Genomic DNA, 16,909 nt, shown 5'->3' on the forward strand with positions numbered 1-16,909 from the left:
AAATTTCATTACATGAAAAATTCACAACAGAAAACCTTTTTCCGTGCTTCCCCCAGGTTAACGCGTATTCACACGATTTCTTGCTCGCCCTCCTTGAAGATAGATAAAAGGGAGGCAAAGCGGAGAAAGATGGCAGAACCCGAACATAAGTTTTATAATACTAGATATATAGGTTCTGACAGGAGGGGAAAGAACGTGGCTTTTATGATTGCACAGCGGGCATTTATCAAGCTGTATCTGATTACGATGGTTGAACAGCACAGAGGGTATGGTTACGAGATGCTGGAGGCGATGAAGCAGGAATTCAAAGACTACGGTTATGTACCACCACAGAGCGAGGTATATCGGGCATTACATGAATTGGTACAACAGGGTGTATTTTATCGAACGAAGAAGCTGAAGGGTAACGATCCAAAGGTCGATTTTCAGGAAATCGTTTTATATCATTTCACGGATGATGGTGCGGAAAAAGCTGAGTTATACAAGAAACAGGTCAAAACGGATCTGGATCGTTGTCTCGGCATGTTACACAAGGCAGAAGAGGACAACTACGGTACGAAAGGAAGATGAGCATGAACAGACAGTTACAGTGGGGTGTACTCGGTACGTCAACCATTGCCAAAAATGCAGTCATTCCGGCGATCCAGCAGTCTGAACGTGGTGAGGTGTTGGCGATTGCCAGCCGTAGCAAGGAAAAAGCGGAAACCCTTGCCGAAGAACTCGGCATTGCCAGATCGTATGGCAGTTATGAAGAGCTCATCGCTGATCCGGACATTGAAGCCGTCTATATTCCTTTGCCTAACCATATGCACAAAGAATGGACCATCAAAGCGGCACAGGCTGGTAAACACGTGTTGTGTGAGAAGCCTGCTGCCTTGAATGCAGATGAATCGGCAGAAATGATCGAGGTATGTCATCAGCAAGGTGTTCTTTTTGCAGAAGCAATTATGTATCGATATCATCCCAAGCACAGACGTGTGCAAGAGATTATAGCTAGTGGAGAGATTGGTATCGTCAGAGCCATCCATGGTAACTTTACCTGTAATACCGCTGATGACAAGGAGAATGTAAGGTTCAAAAGAGAGATGGGCGGCGGATCATTATTCGATCTTGGCGTGTATCCGATCTCGGCGGCCCGGATGTATCTGGGACAGGAACCGGAAGCGGTGACAGTTCACGCTCTATTCTCGGACGAGCATGATGGCGTGGATATGATGGCGTCGGGACTGGTAGAATTTCCGAATTCGGTAGCTTTAACTTTTGACTGTGGCATGTGGGCTTCAGGTCGAGCGGAGATGGAGATTCTCGGGACGGAAGGGCGGATTGAACTACCAAAAGTGTTTGGCTGGGAGAACAGTGATATTCCACCTCAGATTATTGTGCACACCGATTCGGTCAGCCGTGAGGAACGTGTATCCGTGTCGAATTCCTATGTGCTTCAGGTGGAGACGTTTGCAACGGCTGTGCTTGATGGAGCATCCCTACCTTTCAGTCCGGAAAATACCATTCAAAACATGCGCGTTATTGATGCGTGCCTGGAATCGGCTCGAACTCGTCAACGTGTGAAATTGATCGGTTAGATTAGGTCAGGTCAGTTTAAACATACTAGAAAAGTAGACTCCATCTTCAGGGATGAGAGTCTTTTTTCTATCTTAAAATGTTACAATTATAATATTTTACAAATTAGACGTCTTTATTTGATATTTCTACCAAAATGATGTGATATAAATAGTCATGAGATGACTTGTTTACTATAATCTAGCAGAACATACAACTAGACTGTTACAGCTTACAGAACGCATATCGTGACAACGTTCATCTACTTTGAAGGATCGGGAGGCCGGATTGATGAAAAAGTTGATATCCACCGCATTACTGGCATTGTTGTTAACGTTTGTTTTCCTCACAGGTTCACAGTTCACTCCAGTCGCACAGCAGAAGGCATCTGCTGCAACATGTACCATCATCAATACGTTTACGGGTGTAGCAAACTATTTGAGTGCAAACGGAACGTTGCCATGTAACTTTATTACCAAATCACAGGCAACAGGACTCGGCTGGGTAGCGTCAAAAGGAAACTTGGCTGTAGTTGCTCCTGGGAAAAGCATCGGTGGGGACACATTTGGCAATCGGGAAGGGCTTCTGCCTTCGGCCAGCGGACGTACATGGCGCGAAGCGGATATTAACTATACTTCCGGCTTCCGTAATTCGGATCGGATTGTGTACTCCAATGATGGACTCATCTACAAAACGACAGATCACTATGCATCCTTTACACGTTTGAAATAGAGGAAGGAGCAGCCATGAATACCGTGATTCTGGATGGAGAAGACTTTGCTAGTAGCGTTGAACTTCATCAACAATTAAAGGTTAAGCTGAAGCTGCCGGATTTTTATGGCGGTAATCTTGATGCATTGTGGGATTGCCTGACGGGTACGATTGAACTTCCACTAGAGTTAAGATGGACCAACTACCAAATCAGCGAAGAACGACTGGGGAATGAAGCAGGCCGGGTACGTGATTTGATGTTGGAGGTACAGGCTGAACAGGCTGGATTTCAATTGCTTGTTGAGAAGTAGGCAGCAAATAAAGACAGTTCAAATACAATACGTCCAGCCGAGCAGACCACATGTGGTCTGTTTTTTTTGTGTTATAGGAGGTTGTTCAAAAAGGTTGTCCCAAAAGTCCCTGTGTTGATTACGAATTCTCTGAAAGAATAGCGAGCTATAACTTTGCTTACTTGTCGTTAAAATTATTTTCACGGAGGTGTTGATTTCTGCATAACTTACGTTAAAATAAAATTAACATGAAAAATATTTTAACGTTGAGGAGTGAAAAGGGATGAGCGATAACACAGCAGTTGGCAAGCAAGGTATGGGTGAGTTAATACGAATCAGACCGTACATGCAATTTATGCTTAGTAAAGTTGTATCCAGATTTGGTGATTCGATTGACTCGATTGCCTACAGTTGGATGGTTTACATTCTAACCGGTTCGAAAGTGTTGATGGGTACGTTGCTGGCGGTGAATTTTTTGCCCAATATCCTTCTGGGTCTGTTCGCCGGGGCTTTGGTTGATCGCATGTCTCCCAAAAAAGTGATTGTGATTACGAATACGGGTCGCGGGTTGTTGGTGGGTATTACAGCTCTGCTGTTTGGATTGGGCCAACTTGAAGTCTGGCATCTGTTTGTCATTACAATTCTGATTTCTTTGCTGGAATGTTTCACTACTCCTGCGGAAGTGTCCAGTGTCCCCCGATTGCTTCCCCAATCGATGCTGCTTTCGGGTAATGCGATGTCCTCTTCCGCAACCAGAGTGGCCGAACTCGCAGGACTTGCAGTGGCTGGTGCCCTTATTGCTACAATAGGCATTGCCTGGACGATCTTGATTGATGCGGGGTTGTTTGCGTTAAGTGCTTTAATGATGAGCCGAGTAGGCTACCCTGAAGTCTCAACATCTGCTAACAATGAAGATGAAACATTAACTGAAATGAATTCTCTTTCATCCGACAAAAGTAGTATATTCTCCGAAATGGCGGAAGCTTTTCATTTTCTCCGTAAACATGCCTTATTGTTAATTGTCTCCATCCTGTTTGCCTTCGTTAATTTCTGCCTGATGCCGTTTAATGTTCTTCGTACACCCTATGTCATTGAAACGTTGCATGCTGGCGCTGGGGGATTAAGTCTGCTTAGTGGGCTGATGGTGGGAGGTATGTTGCTCAGTGGTGTATGGTTGACACAAAGGGGAGCGAATTATCGTAAAAGTGTGCTGGTCATCAGCGGTATTGTCATGTTGGGTCTCAGTTATGCGATGACGGCACTACCCGCTTATATGACTTCCTTCCAACTGCCGGTTGCAGCGGCCTTTTGTCTACTGATGGGTATGGGGATTCCGCTGGCTACAACACCGCTGGCCACCTATCTTATGGAAGTGACCCCTTCGGAGATGCTGGGTAGAGTTTATGCCCTTCAGAGTATGCTCGTCTTGAGTGTTGCACCACTTGGCAGTCTGGTTTCGGGAGCACTTGCAGATTGGATGACCATGCCTGTTCTTTTTATCGTTTTCGGTATTATGCTTGCCATGTCAGCAGGTATGCTGTTATTTAGCAAAAGTTTTCGAAGTGCCCTGTGAAGATATTCAGAAGTGATCATTAGCCAATTTTCTGTATCAAGTCATTTCTCGCTCGTTTTGACCGAAGTCCTGACGCAACGGTATAATAGAGATATCGATGGACAACAGGTACCCCGGAAATGAGGATACAGGGATGGAGCACAAGGTTCTTTCAACAATTGAAGAAATTAAAATCTACTCCGATCCGTATCGGATACAGATTATGAATATGTTTAACAAGCAGGGCAGACCATCCACTGTTAAAGAGATCGCCGACCAGATGGGTGAGGTGCCAGCCAAAGTTCACTATCATGTAAAAAAGCTGGAGAAAATTGGTCTGCTGACCATCGTTTCCACACGTGAGATTAATGGGATTATCGCAAAATACTACGAACCATTCACCGGAGAGATCCATCTCCGTCACGAAGATGAAGACAAGGAAAACTCTCCATTGAAACAGGTGTTTCGGTCCGAGACGCTCAAATTATTAAATGAGATGTTCGAACAGAGTCGTCAGCGATTCATGCATCAGGCGGAAAACGAAGATCGGATGTTTCTCTCGGACATCACGCTCTATGCAACACGTGAGGAAGTAGAGCAGTTGTATAAAAACATCATAAAACTCTGTGAACCCTATACAACAAAAGAGAATCGACAAGGGGAACATGAGGTCTTTCAGTTATTCTCTGCTCTCTCTAAACCTATAGTGAAAATACCTGTTTCTAAGACAGATGCAAAAGAGAAAAAGAAAGCTACGTCTGATAAGGGTAAAGCAACTCCGAAAACGTCTCGATCTGTGTCTAAGCGGCAGGAATCTGCATCATCTGGTAGTGAGTCAGAAGAATAAATGGATGGAATACATGGGTTTAGCGTTATCGCTGGAAGCAAGTAATGGCAAATGTGAGAGACTGCTTTGGAGAAAACTAGAAAAAGCCGCCCAATGGCGGCTTTTTAATGCGTGATAAGGAAGGCTAATGGTGGAGCGCCTATTGAATTCATTTCAATTTTGACGCTTACCATTTCAGCTCATAACGAAGTTACATGTTCTCATCGTAACCCTTCACATCACGCTTGGCTGCGGTTGCGGGGGAGTTGGATGTACCATATTCTTCGACCGCTTCCCAGGCATCTGCGTTGTCGAACTTGCCGGCCCGCTGCTGTCTTCCTTCCCCAGCACCACTCGGAGGCATGGTCATTACTTCTTCTTCAACGGGCCGATCGTTGCTGATCTCCCGGTTAGGTGTGTCGTTAATACAGTAAGCGGTGTAGGGGATAGCCTCAAGTCGTTCGAAGGGAATATCTTCGCCGCACGTTACACAGGTTCCATATGTACCTTGCTCCATACGTTCCAATGCATCGTTCACTTGATTGAATTCGTCTGTTAATGTATCGTCAATCGCCAGATCACGGCTACGTTCAAATGTTTCCGTACCGGCATCTGCCGGATGATTATCATAGGAGGACAGCTCACCGGTTGAATCTTTCAGCGACTCGACTGGAGCACCGTCTTCCATGCTGGATTCAAAATGACGCTGTAAGTTTTCACGTTGCTCCAAAAGGGCATTTTTCAGTATTTGATGTTGATCTTTAGTTAATGTACTCATAAGGACATGCTCCTTTCCCGTTGTGGGGTGTAGTGAGTCTTTACCCGAATTGGATGAAAAGCAATCATTTTCGTGAGGAATAGGGCTGTATCGTTTTATATCTGACGGATTATGTGTTATAAAAAATAGAGAGAGAAAATGCCGTATGTTATTCACAGGAAATGAAACACGGCTTGGCTTATAATGGAGGTTGTCAATATGGATGAACATATGAAACGAAGATTGGATAAACAAAGACAATTGTTCAAACAATTGGGTGTGCAGCTAGATGCGTTATCGATACATGAAAAACAATTTAATTATAAACTTCGTGGTTATGATCCGGATGAGGTAGATGCTTATCTTGATCTGGTCATCAAAGATTACGAACGTTTCTATGCCAATATTGCAGATCTGATGGACAAATGGCAAGAACAGCAGTTAACGATCCGCGATCTCAAGTCGTCCGCGAAACCGGTGGAAGATCCAACCAAGATTGATCGCAAACAACTGGATGATATTGTGAAACAACTGGAATACAGTGTGCGACAGCTCAAGATCAGAGCACGTCCCGAAAAGGATCTGTTCTCTGAATAACGGCAGCATGTCCTGGATTATATTAAATAAAGGTGGTTAATCATGAGTACTCATTTTTCGGTCAGTGTGCATTGTTTGTTGTTATTGTCTCTCAGCGCGCCTGAACGAATCACGTCTGCACATATTGCAGGTAGCGTGAATACCAACCCTGTCGTCGTCAGACGTATTCTGGGCGGGCTGAAAAAGGCAGGATTGGTGAACTCCTCTCCTGGAACAAGAGGTTTTTACTTAGCGAAGCCATCAAGTGAAATCACATTAGCCATGATCTATCAGGCTGCCAAGGACGAAGGCCCATTGTTCCCGATCCACGGCAATTGTAACCCGGATTGTGAAGTAGGCTTGCATATAGACAGCTTGCTGACCAATCTGTATCAAGTTGCCGAGGCGAAGGTGGAGCAGTTCTTTGCATCCATTACACTCGAAGATATGGAACGTTCCTGTACTCAGATGCAAGCTGTTCCATCACAGACAGAATAGATTGTAATCAGAGGTAAAGGAAAGGTGGGTTGTTATATGAAAATTGTAGTCATCTCTGACACGCATTGTTCACGTAAATCACGGAAGTTACCGACTAGGCTCCTGGATGTATTGCCGAGTGCCGATCTCATTCTTCATGCCGGCGACTGGTCGGATTGGAGTGTGTACCCATTGCTTAGTGAGTATGCACCAGTTGAAGGGGTAGCGGGTAATACAGACCCGTCCGAAATCGCTGAAAAACTGGGATATTCCCGTATTGTTGAAGTGGAAGGGCTTCGTCTGGGGCTAGTGCACGGTCATCTGGGATCAAAGGGTACGGAACAGAATGCAATTCATACCTTTGCAGGCCAGCATGTGGATGCTGTGATCTACGGACACTCACATATCCCGGTGATGCATACCGTGGACAACACACTGGTATTTAATCCGGGGTCGCCTACGGATCGGCGTTTTCAGAAACAATACTCATTTGGCATCATGACAATAGAACAGGGGAAAATACAGGCTGAACACGTTTTCTTTGATCGGGATTAGAGAGATATGCGCTGGTTGCAAGTTGGACGAGTGCAAGAACCAGAACCAGCTACTGAAGTCTCGAATGGATAACGGACAGGGAACCTTTTCCTTAAATTTCATCTTATATATATGATTATTGTACAAGGCATCTTTGAGCAGATTTAAAATCTGTTCCAGGGATGTCTTTTTTGATTTTTGATCACATCATTCTCTTGGAAGTTATCTCTGAATGGGGAATGTGCTCTGTTCGTTATCTGTCATTCATCTGTTGGCGTTTTCCCCTATGGTGACGTTCAGTGGAGTGATACAATGCCTTTACGACATGAAATGAATACGTTTACATAAGGAGATGGATCATGATGAAACTGTCTGTATTCACGGTGGCTACCCCTGATCTGAATGCAGAAGAACTGGCATCGGCTGCGGCAGCAGCGGGAATTGATGGAATTGAGTGGAGATTCCGTGGAATTCCTGAAGATGCTATATCTGAAGAGCCTTCTTACTGGAGAAATAATCGATGCTCGGTAGATCCGAGCCGCTGGGAGGAACAGGTTCCTGTTTTTCGTGAAGCAGCGTTAGGGCAGGGTAGAAAATCCATTGCACTTGTACCGTATCTGAACTGTGGAGATCTGTCTGCCACCAAGCAAGCGTTTCAGGCTGCGGCTGGTTTAGGAGCATCTATGATGCGTGTTGGTGTCCCTGGATATGATCGCAAGACCAGTTATCCTGAGTTGTATCGTAAAGCCGTTGATTACCTGAGCGAAGTAAAGGATTTGGCCAAACAGTACAACATCAAGGCGATTGTAGAGACGCATCACCAAACGATTGCACCGACGGCATCGCTGGCCTATCGGCTTGTGCAATCGCTCGACCCGCAGCATGTGGGTGTATTGTACGATCCAGGCAATATGGTGCATGAAGGATATGAGAATCATCGAATGGGACTTGAGTTGCTGGGCCCTTATCTGGCTCATGTACATGTAAAAAATGCCGGGTGGTTTGAAGCAGAAGGGAAAGATTCGCAAAAGGCTAAGGTGGCTGAGAAGAGCAGCGGAGTGGCTCTGAATACGGCCTGGAAATGTCACTGGACACCGCTGACTGAAGGCATGGTGGATTGGGTACAGATGGTGCGGGATCTTCGTGCCGTTGGGTATGACGGATATTACGGAATAGAGGACTTTAGTGGTGCCTTGGAATCCAAGGCGATGTTACAGCATTTTGCAGACGTTTTCGCCGAAATTGAGCGTCGTGTGGACGAGGAGGAGCAGTCATGAGTATCGTACGAGTAGCGGTGATTGGTATTGGAAACATGGGAGCAGCACATGCCAGAACGTTGGTGGCTGGAGAAGTACCCGGTGCAGAACTGGTTGCCGTATGTGATGTAAGAAGAGAGATGGAGAGCTGGGTATCCAGTCATCTTCCGGCAACGGTAACCTATTGGCAGGATGCTGAGCAGATGATGGCTTCGGGTACGATTGATGCAGTCATTATTGCAACGCCGCATTATGATCATCCGGAACAAGCCATTCAGGCTTTCCAGCATGGCTTGCATGTCATGATCGAGAAGCCGGCCGGTGTATATACGAAACAGGTACGCAAGATGAATGAAGCGGCCGCAGCCAGCGGTAAAGTCTTTTCCATGATGTACAACCAGCGGACCAATCCACTCTATATTAAACTGAGAGACTTGATTGCTTCAGGGGAACTGGGAGAGGTACGGCGTACCAACTGGATTATTACGAACTGGTATCGATCCCAAAGTTACTATGATTCCGGCGGCTGGCGGGCAACATGGGCAGGTGAAGGGGGCGGTGTACTGATTAACCAGGACCCGCATCAACTGGATCTGTGGCAGTGGACCATCGGCATGATGCCGGTGCGAATGCGTGCTTTCTGTTCGTTTGGCAAGTATCGGAACATTGAAGTGGAAGATGATGTAACAGCTTATGTGGAGTATGAAAATGGAGCAACAGGTGTCTTCGTAACGACTACTGGAGAAGCACCGGGTACCAATCGATTCGAGGTCAACGGAGACCGGGGTAAAATCGTGATCGAAGATGGAAAACTTACGTTCTGGCGACTTCAGGAATCTGAGCCTGAATTCAATCAGCGGTTTACCGGAGGTTTTGGACAGCCAGAATGCTGGAAATGCGAGATTCCGATTACAGGTGTGGAAACGGGTCACCCGGGTCTGATTCGTAACTGGGTTGATGCGATTCGTACAGGCGTACCACTTATTGCTCCCGGTGAGGATGGTATACACGGATTGACGTTATCGAACGCTATGTTGCTGTCCACCTGGACGGATAACTGGGTGGATCTGCCGATCAACGAGGATCTGTTCTATGAACATCTGCAGGAACGTATTGCTGGATCAACAACGAAGAAAGACAAGGCATTCAGTGGCAGTCAACCTGCTGATTTGAGTCAGACGTTTAAATGAAGACGATTTGTTATGTAAGACGAGTTCATTGTAATCAACATTTTATAATAAGGATGGGATGACATGGCTAAAGACGGAATGTTTTATGCACCAAAAAGTGTTACAAAAGAGGTCGTATGTGGTCCGGGTGAGTTCACGATTGCTGCTGTTGCGCTGGATCACGGACACATCTACGGCATGGTTGGGGCATTGTTGGAGGCTGGTGCTACCCTCAAGTGGGTGTATGATCCGGACCCGGCGAAGGTAGAGGCATTTCGGAAGCAGTTCCCACAGGCTCAAGTCGCTGGATCTGAAGCGGAGGTGCTTGCAGACGATGAGGTGTTGTTGGTGGCAAGTGCAGCGATCCCTTCAGATCGTGCGCCGCTTGGCATGAGGGTTCTGGCCGCGGGCAAGGATTATTTTACAGACAAAGCCCCGTTCACCACGCTGGAGCAATTAAACCTTGCACGAGAAGAAGTGAAGCGAACGGGCAAGAAGTACATGGTGTATTACAGTGAACGGCTGCATGTGGAAAGTGCGATTTATGCCGGACAGCTCATTGAACAAGGGGCAATCGGCAAAGTAGTGCAAGTTATGGGTACAGGCCCACATCGCTTAAATGCCGGAGGAAGACCCGACTGGTTCTTCAAGCATGAGCAGTATGGCGGCATTCTATGTGATATCGGGAGTCACCAGATCGAACAATTCCTGACGTTTGCATCATGTACGGACGCTGAGGTAGGGTTCAGTCGTGTGCATAACTTCAATCACCCACAGTTCCCGGAACTGGAAGACTTCGGTGAAGCTTCTCTGATTGGTGACAACGGAGCGTCCGGTTACTTCCGAGTGGACTGGTTCACACCGGATGGTCTGGGCACATGGGGCGATGGGCGTACAGTTATTCTGGGAACGGACGGTTATATTGAGCTGCGGAAGTATATCGACATCGCAAGGGAACCTCAGGGGGATCAGGTGTACCTGGTCAATCATGAAGGGGAGTACCGCTACAATGTAAAAGGCAAGGTTGGTTATCCTTTCTTTGGTCAACTCATTCGCGATTGTCTGGACCGGACCGAGACCGCTATGACACAGGAACATGCATTCAAAGCGGCAGAACTCTGCCTGATTGCACAGCATAAAGCGATGAGTGAGCGCGTGGTGTGGAGCAGCGGAGCGAAGTAAATGTTAGGTGAAGGAGCGCAAGGGGAGAAAAGTTTGATCACTGAAGGTTATCGGCATTCTTCTATTGTTCAGTGAGGAAAGAGCAGCCCGGGTGTAAACTGCATCCTACGTGTTAGTTATGGCTAACATATAGGACAGTTTACTCGGGCTGCTTTTTTGAGTACGTTTGTGACTTCGCAGATGGATTATTATGGGTTATATTATATGTAGTTCGGATGATGTTTGAAAAGAGAGGTATTTACGAAGTTCGTAGATATGATGTTATCCGAAAAAACTTAAATACTTATTAATAACAAAAGTGAAGCGAAAGCTATATCAGCTTGGATTAGGAGCAGAAGATTATGATGTGGATTGAAATGTCAACAGACGAAACACATGGAGGAAAAGGATGGGGATTTTCTCAATGTCTATGGTCTCCAGCATATAAGATCGTTAAGAACTCTAGAAGACCTTGGCCGTATTGGAATAGCTTGATACGTGTTAAAGAGGGAGACGTTATTTTACATCTTAAAGGTAATGCAGAGCCTGGATTTGTAGGATATTCTATTGCTGAAGCTGATGGCTTTGTTACAGATCTCAGACCGCCTAATCCCGGAAGCCAATGGGATTATGCAGAAAAGTTTAACAGAGTAAATTTAAAAGACTTTGAATTATTTACTGAAAAAATTTTGCTCAGTAAATTATTCAGTCAAAAGGAAAGTCAGCTTAGATACTATTTCAATATAAATAAAATCAAGAAAGGCAATGAAAAAAAACTTTTGTTTTATGTAGTTCAAAACGATAGTTTACGTAGGCAGAATGGAGCTTATTTGTCAGAGTTAGATAGGATATTAAGTGATATTCTATTTGATGAAATTACAAGCTATACAAACGTTAAAGAAACTAATATCAGAAAACAGGTAAAAGCATATGAAAGTCAATCAAGTTTAGCAATTCGAATCGGACAAAATGAATTTTCGAAAAATGTTAAAGAAAACTTTCACAATAAATGTTGCTTTCCTAGTTGCGAAATTAGCGATAAAAACTTTTTGATAGGGTCACATATAGCACGATGGTCGGACAGACCGGAATTAAGAGGAGAAATAGATAACGGTTTGTGTCTTTGTTTAATGCACGATAAAGCTTTTGAAATGGGCTTATTTACTTTAGATAGTGATTTGCTAGTATCAATAAATACTGAGCGCTTAGCCAATTATGGTAATCCAATAAATCGAATAAAAGAATTTAATGGTTATCCTATCAAGCAAGCGCAAACATGCGTTAACACTGATTATTTAGAACATCACTGGACAAGAATTGGTTTTAGACCTTGAACAAAGAAGTATAGCTGTTTCAAAGAAGCCTGTTTCTTCGGATAACATAATATTCACGCTGCGAGAATTCGCTCTTGGTCCGGCTTTCGCCGGACACCCGACATACGTCGGGTCGTGAATACAGGAACGTTATACGCAACCACCCAGGAGTAATTGTATGCGGATCAAGGAAGGGGATAAATTGAATGATATTGAATTTGGAACTTGCGGATATTTTAGAAAAATCTGAAATTAATTATATGGTTGATCGAATGACTGCAATCAGAGAACGAGAAGGAAACCCTGAGGGAATTGAAATAAAACGATTCGGGGAGAGCACAGCGTTTTATAGTAAAACCATGCCATGGGGTCTTTTTAATAATGTAAAGGGAAGGATTTCTGATGATGTCATTGAAGATATCCTAGACTTTTATAATGAGCGGGAAAGGAATTTTGAGATTCAAGTCATCCCGGGTAATATAAATCAAGAAGTTATGAAAAAACTCCATAATAAAGGCTTTTATCAATCAGGATTTCATACAACGCTTTTTTGTGAACCTGGAAATCTAAATTCGTTTGATCATCATAAACTGGAAATTCGTGAACTACTCGAAGATGAGTTCGATACATATGCAGAAATTCATTGTTTAGGTACAGGATTATCTCTTGATGGGAAAAAACACGTGGCTGCAAATAACCGAGTACTGTTTTCCCGTCCTGGATGGCACTATTATTTGGGGTTGGATCAGGGCTATCCAGTTGCAGTAGCTGTAATGTATATAGAGAACAATGTTGCTTCATTAACATTTGCGACAACACTACCTGAATATCGAAATAAAGGATTTCAAACAAATTTATTACTTAGACGAATTCATGATACCTACAACAATTGTAATCTCGTTGTGAGTCAGTGCTCATTTTGCTCGCAAAGCCATCGGAATATGGAAAGAGTGGGTATGAGAATTGGATATACCCGGGCAACATGGACAAGGAATTAATTGTGAGGGGAAATTTAGGCTGGCATCGCCTAACATAATATTCAAGCAGCGGCCCTTCGGAGCCTTGGTCTGCGAGGTGGATTTCGAAGAGGCTTTTCAGCAGACAACCCCTTCGGGGTTCGTGAATACATGAACGTTATCTGACATAAACTATTACATTTTAGGAGCAAATAATGAATATCACTTTTTCGAAATGGGTGCAATATTATCGAAGAAATAATCAGAATCTCAAATATATTCATTGGGATGACAACTATAAATTAACAACTAATGAAAGAGAAATAATCATTAAGTCAATTCAACAGTTTCAATTAGGAGAAAACTCTGAAGGTAAATATCTAATTAAACGTGCGCAAGAATATGTACATCAGACGCAAGATCAGGATTACTATGAAGCGCTTATAGAATTCATTAAAGAAGAACAGAGGCACGCTAGAGATCTAGGCAGATTTATGAAGGTACAGGGAATCCCACTCCTTCGTAGACATTGGGTGGACAATGTATTTAGAAGATTACGTCGATATGCGAGTTTAGAACAATCAGTCATTGTTCTATTAACTGCTGAGATTATTGCTAAGTTGTACTATAAAGCCTTGCAAAAATCTACAAAGTCAGAAGTATTAATCGATTTATGTAATCAGATTTTAAGTGATGAGGAGAAACATGTTCAGTTTCAATCTGAAACACTTCATAAATTTGCTCAAAATAGAAGCGTTCTCTTTAACAGAATAGTTCATATCCTTCGTAGAATCCTTTTTGAAGGAACGCTAATTATAGTGTGGTATCAACATAAGCCAGTATTTAAAGCTGGGGGATATAAACTCAAAAGTTATTACTATGAATGCCATCATGAGTTTAACTTAACGAAGAAGATTATAGCTAATTCACAGTAGAGGTTTACGTCAGATAACATTATATCCAAGCTTTGGGTCCTGACGCTCCCTCGGTCAGCCCGAAGGGAATTGGCAGGGAAGTGGAATCTGGCGGACACATCCGCACCGACTAACCGCATCGCGGCCGTCTTTTGACGGAGCCTTAATTCGGTGGGACGTCGTGAATACAGAACTTTATAGGTGATCAGCGTAAAAACAGTATAACAATTCATTATTTTATTTTGAATAGGAGTGAAATCATGCTGGAAGCGGTTATTTTCGATATGGATGGTACACTATTTCAAACAAACAAAATCTTAGAGTTATCGTTAGAAGAAACATTTACTATCTTAAGGTCTCTAAATGAATGGTCGAGTGAAGCTCCAACCCAAAAATATCGTGAAATAATGGGAGTTCCTCTACCAGTAGTTTGGGAAACGTTATTACCGAATCATTCAACTGAAATCAGACGAATTGTGGACGAGATCTTCCTAGAGAAGCTAATTACAAATATTAATAATGGCAATGGCGCCCTATATCCTCATGTCAACGAAATCTTTGATTACTTGAAACATGAAGGCTATTTCATTTTTATTGCAAGTAATGGACTAAACGAATACCTCAATGCCATCGTTAACTGCTACAAATTAGATAAGTGGGTGGCAGAAACTTATAGCATCCAACAAATAGGAACTCAAAATAAGGATGACTTAGTCGGTCATATTCTTAAAAAACATCACATCAGCAATGCAACTGTAGTTGGGGACAGGATTTCTGATTTCAATGCCGCAAAAAACAATGGGTTGAAGGCTATTGGTTGTCGATTTGATTTTGCCCAAGAAGGGGAGCTTGCACAAGCGGATTTTATTATTGACGACTTACTTGAATTAAAAAATATATTTAAACATCAGGGAAAATAGAATGATTTTGTAATTATATCGAAGAAGACGCTGAAATCCTATAACACCATATTTAAGCTGCGGTTACCCCTTGTTCAAAATGATGTTTTTGGCAGGGGAGTTGATTCATGTGACAACTTGCTGCGCAAGTTCGTGAATACAGAACGTTATACGCAACCCCTTAAGAATGTTAAACCATGCAACCAATTAATATAATAAATATAGGTGAAAGAATACATTTACAACGTAGCAGTTGAAAACCAGGATGAACGGAATATTAGAAGGTGTACCATATAACAATAAATTTCCACATCGTTAGTTATGCTCCTTGGTCATCAAGAGGAATACCAGAAAGCGGATTCATAATAAAGTGCAAACTAAAGAATATTTCTATTATGCGAAAGAGAGGATCAAATGAATTATCATTTTGGTTTTTCATGGAAGGGTCTGATCATCTTTTTATTACCAATGATACCAAATATATTTTATTTTTTAATTCCTGCGTCAGATATATCAGGAAACAATGCAAATAGCTATTTGATTTTAGATGTTTTGGAGCACGGAAGTCAGGCGATATTTTTCTTTCTTCTGATATTTGTTGTAAGAAAACAAGCATCTGAAATGCGATGTCCGTATATAATTGGTATGGCAATAATGTTGATTTTTTATTATGGGCTATGGATATTGTATTTTACAGGCAACGCAAACTCGATTATTTTTTTGGGGATGGCCGTTCTCCCGGTAGTATATTTTATATTAGCTGAGATTTGGCTTCAAAATTATCTGGCTATTATACCAACAGTACTTTTTGGTATTGTGCATGTCATTAATACATATTTGTCTATTGCGAATTAAAGGGAGGACAACAATCCTCTTAAATTTTGATTGTTCGTTCAGCATGTATTCTATATCAAGGATTAAGTCCCGAATGGTGAGGTTAGAAGTAAGCCATAGCTTAAGGCAGGGGTGTCCAACGTGAGCAGTAATCTGAATGAAGCCATCGGCAAATCTCCGGTCCGAGGAACACAAGCCTCTTATAAGGCTAGCGTTCATTGGATGAAGTTACTACACAAACCAAAGTTGATACTGCTGAAGGCGTACGAGAGTAAATGAGGGCATCTTTCCTATGCGGAAACGGATTTGATAGGAGCAAAAGATAGAATCCAAAAGATAAAATACGTAAAGACATATTAAATATATAAAACACACAAGACATATAAGGATGTGGAATCGAAGAAGAAAGGGCAGCGTATAACAATGCATTATTGCTTCGTCGCTGACGCTCCTCGGTCTTCAAGAGGGATTTCGGAGAAGTGGAATCAGGCGACACATCCAACCGGCTAAGTGGCAAAGCCACCCGGACCTCCGGTCCTTAAGACGTTTGGACGTCAGAAATGCGCAACGTTATACGCAATACCCTGAAATTAAGAAGAAACTAAAGAACAATAAAAGAAGAAACATAATAAAACTTAATTGAAGGTGATAATTATGAAAGATTGGGACTACAGTAAGCCTTGGTTCCATGGCTCGCCATTATTTCTAAATGAATTACTAGTCGGAAGCACAATAACTCAAGATCGAGAGTTAGCGAGAATCTTTTCGCAGAAACCATCTATTGTTTCTTTTAATGAGAGTGGCGCAAGATTTCATAATGGTAAGTTATGTGGATACATTTACATAATTGATGAGGAAATTATAAGTGAGGATGTATATCCACATCCAGCAACTACCATGAAACCTGGTGAAGAATGGCTCATAAAAAGAGGATTAAAAGTACGAAAGATAGATGAAACAAAAACAAGAGCGGAAGAACAACTTTCAGAGGAAGAGGAGGTAGAATTATTGGAAAAGCTAAATAACAGATAGCCCATAGCTTAGTCACAGAAGAGGGCACTGCAAATAACAATATATTCACGCCTCGGGCCATTCGGCCCTGGGTCAGGCAGGGGAATTGGGAGCAG

General features: G+C 43.0%; 19 protein-coding genes. 18 read left to right on the forward strand and 1 reads right to left on the reverse strand.

Features of this window, described 5'->3' with window-relative positions:
• Positions 1-195: 195 nt before the first annotated feature.
• From NSQ20_RS13255 to NSQ20_RS13280, 6 genes are all read left to right on the forward strand, one after another.
• On the forward strand, positions 196-570 hold the full coding sequence (locus tag NSQ20_RS13255; protein WP_036609188.1) for a helix-turn-helix transcriptional regulator: 375 nt from the start codon (positions 196-198) through the stop codon (positions 568-570).
• A gap of 2 nt (positions 571-572) precedes the next feature.
• Positions 573-1,580: a Gfo/Idh/MocA family oxidoreductase gene (locus NSQ20_RS13260; protein WP_340032706.1), complete on the forward strand. Its 1,008-nt coding sequence runs from the start codon at positions 573-575 to the stop codon at positions 1,578-1,580.
• A gap of 268 nt (positions 1,581-1,848) precedes the next feature.
• The gene (locus NSQ20_RS13265; protein ID WP_036609184.1) at positions 1,849-2,289 is read left to right on the forward strand and encodes a ribonuclease; all 441 of its coding nucleotides are present in this window, start codon (positions 1,849-1,851) and stop codon (positions 2,287-2,289) included.
• A gap of 14 nt (positions 2,290-2,303) precedes the next feature.
• A complete protein-coding gene (locus NSQ20_RS13270) occupies positions 2,304-2,579 on the forward strand; it encodes a barstar family protein (protein ID WP_340032707.1) in 276 nt (91 codons plus the stop codon).
• Positions 2,580-2,841: 262 nt separating this feature from the next.
• A complete protein-coding gene (locus NSQ20_RS13275; RefSeq protein WP_340032708.1) occupies positions 2,842-4,131 on the forward strand; it encodes an MFS transporter in 1,290 nt (429 codons plus the stop codon).
• A 133-nt stretch (positions 4,132-4,264) separates the two neighbouring features.
• Positions 4,265-4,957 carry a helix-turn-helix domain-containing protein gene (locus NSQ20_RS13280; RefSeq protein ID WP_340032709.1) on the forward strand — a complete coding sequence of 231 codons (693 nt, stop codon included), beginning with the start codon at positions 4,265-4,267 and terminating at the stop codon, positions 4,955-4,957.
• A 190-nt stretch (positions 4,958-5,147) separates the two neighbouring features.
• On the opposite strand, the gene NSQ20_RS13285 is transcribed toward NSQ20_RS13280, so the two are convergent.
• A complete protein-coding gene (locus tag NSQ20_RS13285) occupies positions 5,148-5,714 on the reverse strand; it encodes a TraR/DksA C4-type zinc finger protein (protein WP_036670451.1) in 567 nt (188 codons plus the stop codon).
• Positions 5,715-5,912: 198 nt separating this feature from the next.
• Here NSQ20_RS13285 and NSQ20_RS13290 point away from each other — a divergent pair, with 198 nt between their 5' ends.
• From NSQ20_RS13290 to NSQ20_RS13345, 12 genes are all read left to right on the forward strand, one after another.
• Positions 5,913-6,290, forward strand: coding sequence for a DivIVA domain-containing protein (locus tag NSQ20_RS13290; RefSeq protein ID WP_017689054.1), 378 nt, complete (start codon positions 5,913-5,915; stop codon positions 6,288-6,290).
• Between the two features lie 42 nt (positions 6,291-6,332).
• The gene (locus NSQ20_RS13295) at positions 6,333-6,767 is read left to right on the forward strand and encodes an Rrf2 family transcriptional regulator (RefSeq protein ID WP_017689053.1); all 435 of its coding nucleotides are present in this window, start codon (positions 6,333-6,335) and stop codon (positions 6,765-6,767) included.
• Between the two features lie 36 nt (positions 6,768-6,803).
• Positions 6,804-7,301, forward strand: a complete 498-nt coding sequence (locus tag NSQ20_RS13300) for a metallophosphoesterase (protein WP_047842548.1) — start codon at positions 6,804-6,806, stop codon at positions 7,299-7,301.
• A gap of 341 nt (positions 7,302-7,642) precedes the next feature.
• Positions 7,643-8,557, forward strand: a complete 915-nt coding sequence (locus NSQ20_RS13305; RefSeq protein WP_340033024.1) for a sugar phosphate isomerase/epimerase family protein — start codon at positions 7,643-7,645, stop codon at positions 8,555-8,557.
• Complete coding sequence (locus tag NSQ20_RS13310) at positions 8,554-9,726, forward strand: Gfo/Idh/MocA family oxidoreductase (protein WP_036670454.1); 1,173 nt, start codon at positions 8,554-8,556, stop codon at positions 9,724-9,726. The genes NSQ20_RS13305 and NSQ20_RS13310 overlap by 4 nt, the downstream gene beginning before the upstream one ends.
• Positions 9,727-9,789: 63 nt before the next feature.
• Complete coding sequence (locus NSQ20_RS13315) at positions 9,790-10,887, forward strand: Gfo/Idh/MocA family oxidoreductase (RefSeq protein ID WP_036670455.1); 1,098 nt, start codon at positions 9,790-9,792, stop codon at positions 10,885-10,887.
• Between the two features lie 341 nt (positions 10,888-11,228).
• A complete protein-coding gene (locus NSQ20_RS13320) occupies positions 11,229-12,200 on the forward strand; it encodes an HNH endonuclease (RefSeq protein ID WP_051449697.1) in 972 nt (323 codons plus the stop codon).
• A 185-nt stretch (positions 12,201-12,385) separates the two neighbouring features.
• Entirely contained in the window at positions 12,386-13,177 is a 792-nt protein-coding gene (locus tag NSQ20_RS13325) for a GCN5 family acetyltransferase (RefSeq protein WP_051449698.1), read from the forward strand.
• 173 nt (positions 13,178-13,350) lie between these two features.
• Complete coding sequence (locus tag NSQ20_RS13330) at positions 13,351-14,070, forward strand: ferritin-like domain-containing protein (protein ID WP_340032710.1); 720 nt, start codon at positions 13,351-13,353, stop codon at positions 14,068-14,070.
• 239 nt (positions 14,071-14,309) lie between these two features.
• Entirely contained in the window at positions 14,310-14,969 is a 660-nt protein-coding gene (locus NSQ20_RS13335) for an HAD hydrolase-like protein (RefSeq protein ID WP_340032711.1), read from the forward strand.
• 393 nt (positions 14,970-15,362) lie between these two features.
• The gene (locus tag NSQ20_RS13340; RefSeq protein ID WP_076326795.1) at positions 15,363-15,803 is read left to right on the forward strand and encodes a hypothetical protein; all 441 of its coding nucleotides are present in this window, start codon (positions 15,363-15,365) and stop codon (positions 15,801-15,803) included.
• A 633-nt stretch (positions 15,804-16,436) separates the two neighbouring features.
• A complete protein-coding gene (locus NSQ20_RS13345) occupies positions 16,437-16,814 on the forward strand; it encodes a hypothetical protein (RefSeq protein WP_036670459.1) in 378 nt (125 codons plus the stop codon).
• The last annotated feature ends 95 nt before the right edge of the window (positions 16,815-16,909 follow it).

The sequence above is a fragment of the Paenibacillus sp. FSL K6-1122 genome (assembly GCF_037977015.1).
GTDB lineage: Bacteria > Bacillota > Bacilli > Paenibacillales > Paenibacillaceae > Paenibacillus > Paenibacillus amylolyticus.

Bases quoted from the DNA above. Each gene is read 5' to 3' on its own strand.
- NSQ20_RS13290 (WP_017689054.1), top strand. From the start codon at position 5,913: ATGGATGAACATATGAAACGAAGATTGGATAAACAAAGACAATTGTTC.
- NSQ20_RS13275 (WP_340032708.1), top strand. From the start codon at position 2,842: ATGAGCGATAACACAGCAGTTGGCAAGCAAGGTATGGGTGAGTTAATA.
- NSQ20_RS13305 (WP_340033024.1), top strand. From the start codon at position 7,643: ATGAAACTGTCTGTATTCACGGTGGCTACCCCTGATCTGAATGCAGAA.
- NSQ20_RS13340 (WP_076326795.1), top strand. From the start codon at position 15,363: ATGAATTATCATTTTGGTTTTTCATGGAAGGGTCTGATCATCTTTTTA.
- NSQ20_RS13335 (WP_340032711.1), top strand. From the start codon at position 14,310: ATGCTGGAAGCGGTTATTTTCGATATGGATGGTACACTATTTCAAACA.
- NSQ20_RS13315 (WP_036670455.1), top strand. From the start codon at position 9,790: ATGGCTAAAGACGGAATGTTTTATGCACCAAAAAGTGTTACAAAAGAG.
- NSQ20_RS13320 (WP_051449697.1), top strand. From the start codon at position 11,229: ATGATGTGGATTGAAATGTCAACAGACGAAACACATGGAGGAAAAGGA.
- NSQ20_RS13325 (WP_051449698.1), top strand. From the start codon at position 12,386: ATGATATTGAATTTGGAACTTGCGGATATTTTAGAAAAATCTGAAATT.
- NSQ20_RS13295 (WP_017689053.1), top strand. From the start codon at position 6,333: ATGAGTACTCATTTTTCGGTCAGTGTGCATTGTTTGTTGTTATTGTCT.
- NSQ20_RS13265 (WP_036609184.1), top strand. From the start codon at position 1,849: ATGAAAAAGTTGATATCCACCGCATTACTGGCATTGTTGTTAACGTTT.
- NSQ20_RS13330 (WP_340032710.1), top strand. From the start codon at position 13,351: ATGAATATCACTTTTTCGAAATGGGTGCAATATTATCGAAGAAATAAT.
- NSQ20_RS13345 (WP_036670459.1), top strand. From the start codon at position 16,437: ATGAAAGATTGGGACTACAGTAAGCCTTGGTTCCATGGCTCGCCATTA.
- NSQ20_RS13285 (WP_036670451.1), bottom strand. From the start codon at position 5,714: ATGAGTACATTAACTAAAGATCAACATCAAATACTGAAAAATGCCCTT.
- NSQ20_RS13260 (WP_340032706.1), top strand. From the start codon at position 573: ATGAACAGACAGTTACAGTGGGGTGTACTCGGTACGTCAACCATTGCC.
- NSQ20_RS13270 (WP_340032707.1), top strand. From the start codon at position 2,304: ATGAATACCGTGATTCTGGATGGAGAAGACTTTGCTAGTAGCGTTGAA.
- NSQ20_RS13300 (WP_047842548.1), top strand. From the start codon at position 6,804: ATGAAAATTGTAGTCATCTCTGACACGCATTGTTCACGTAAATCACGG.
- NSQ20_RS13310 (WP_036670454.1), top strand. From the start codon at position 8,554: ATGAGTATCGTACGAGTAGCGGTGATTGGTATTGGAAACATGGGAGCA.
- NSQ20_RS13280 (WP_340032709.1), top strand. From the start codon at position 4,265: ATGGAGCACAAGGTTCTTTCAACAATTGAAGAAATTAAAATCTACTCC.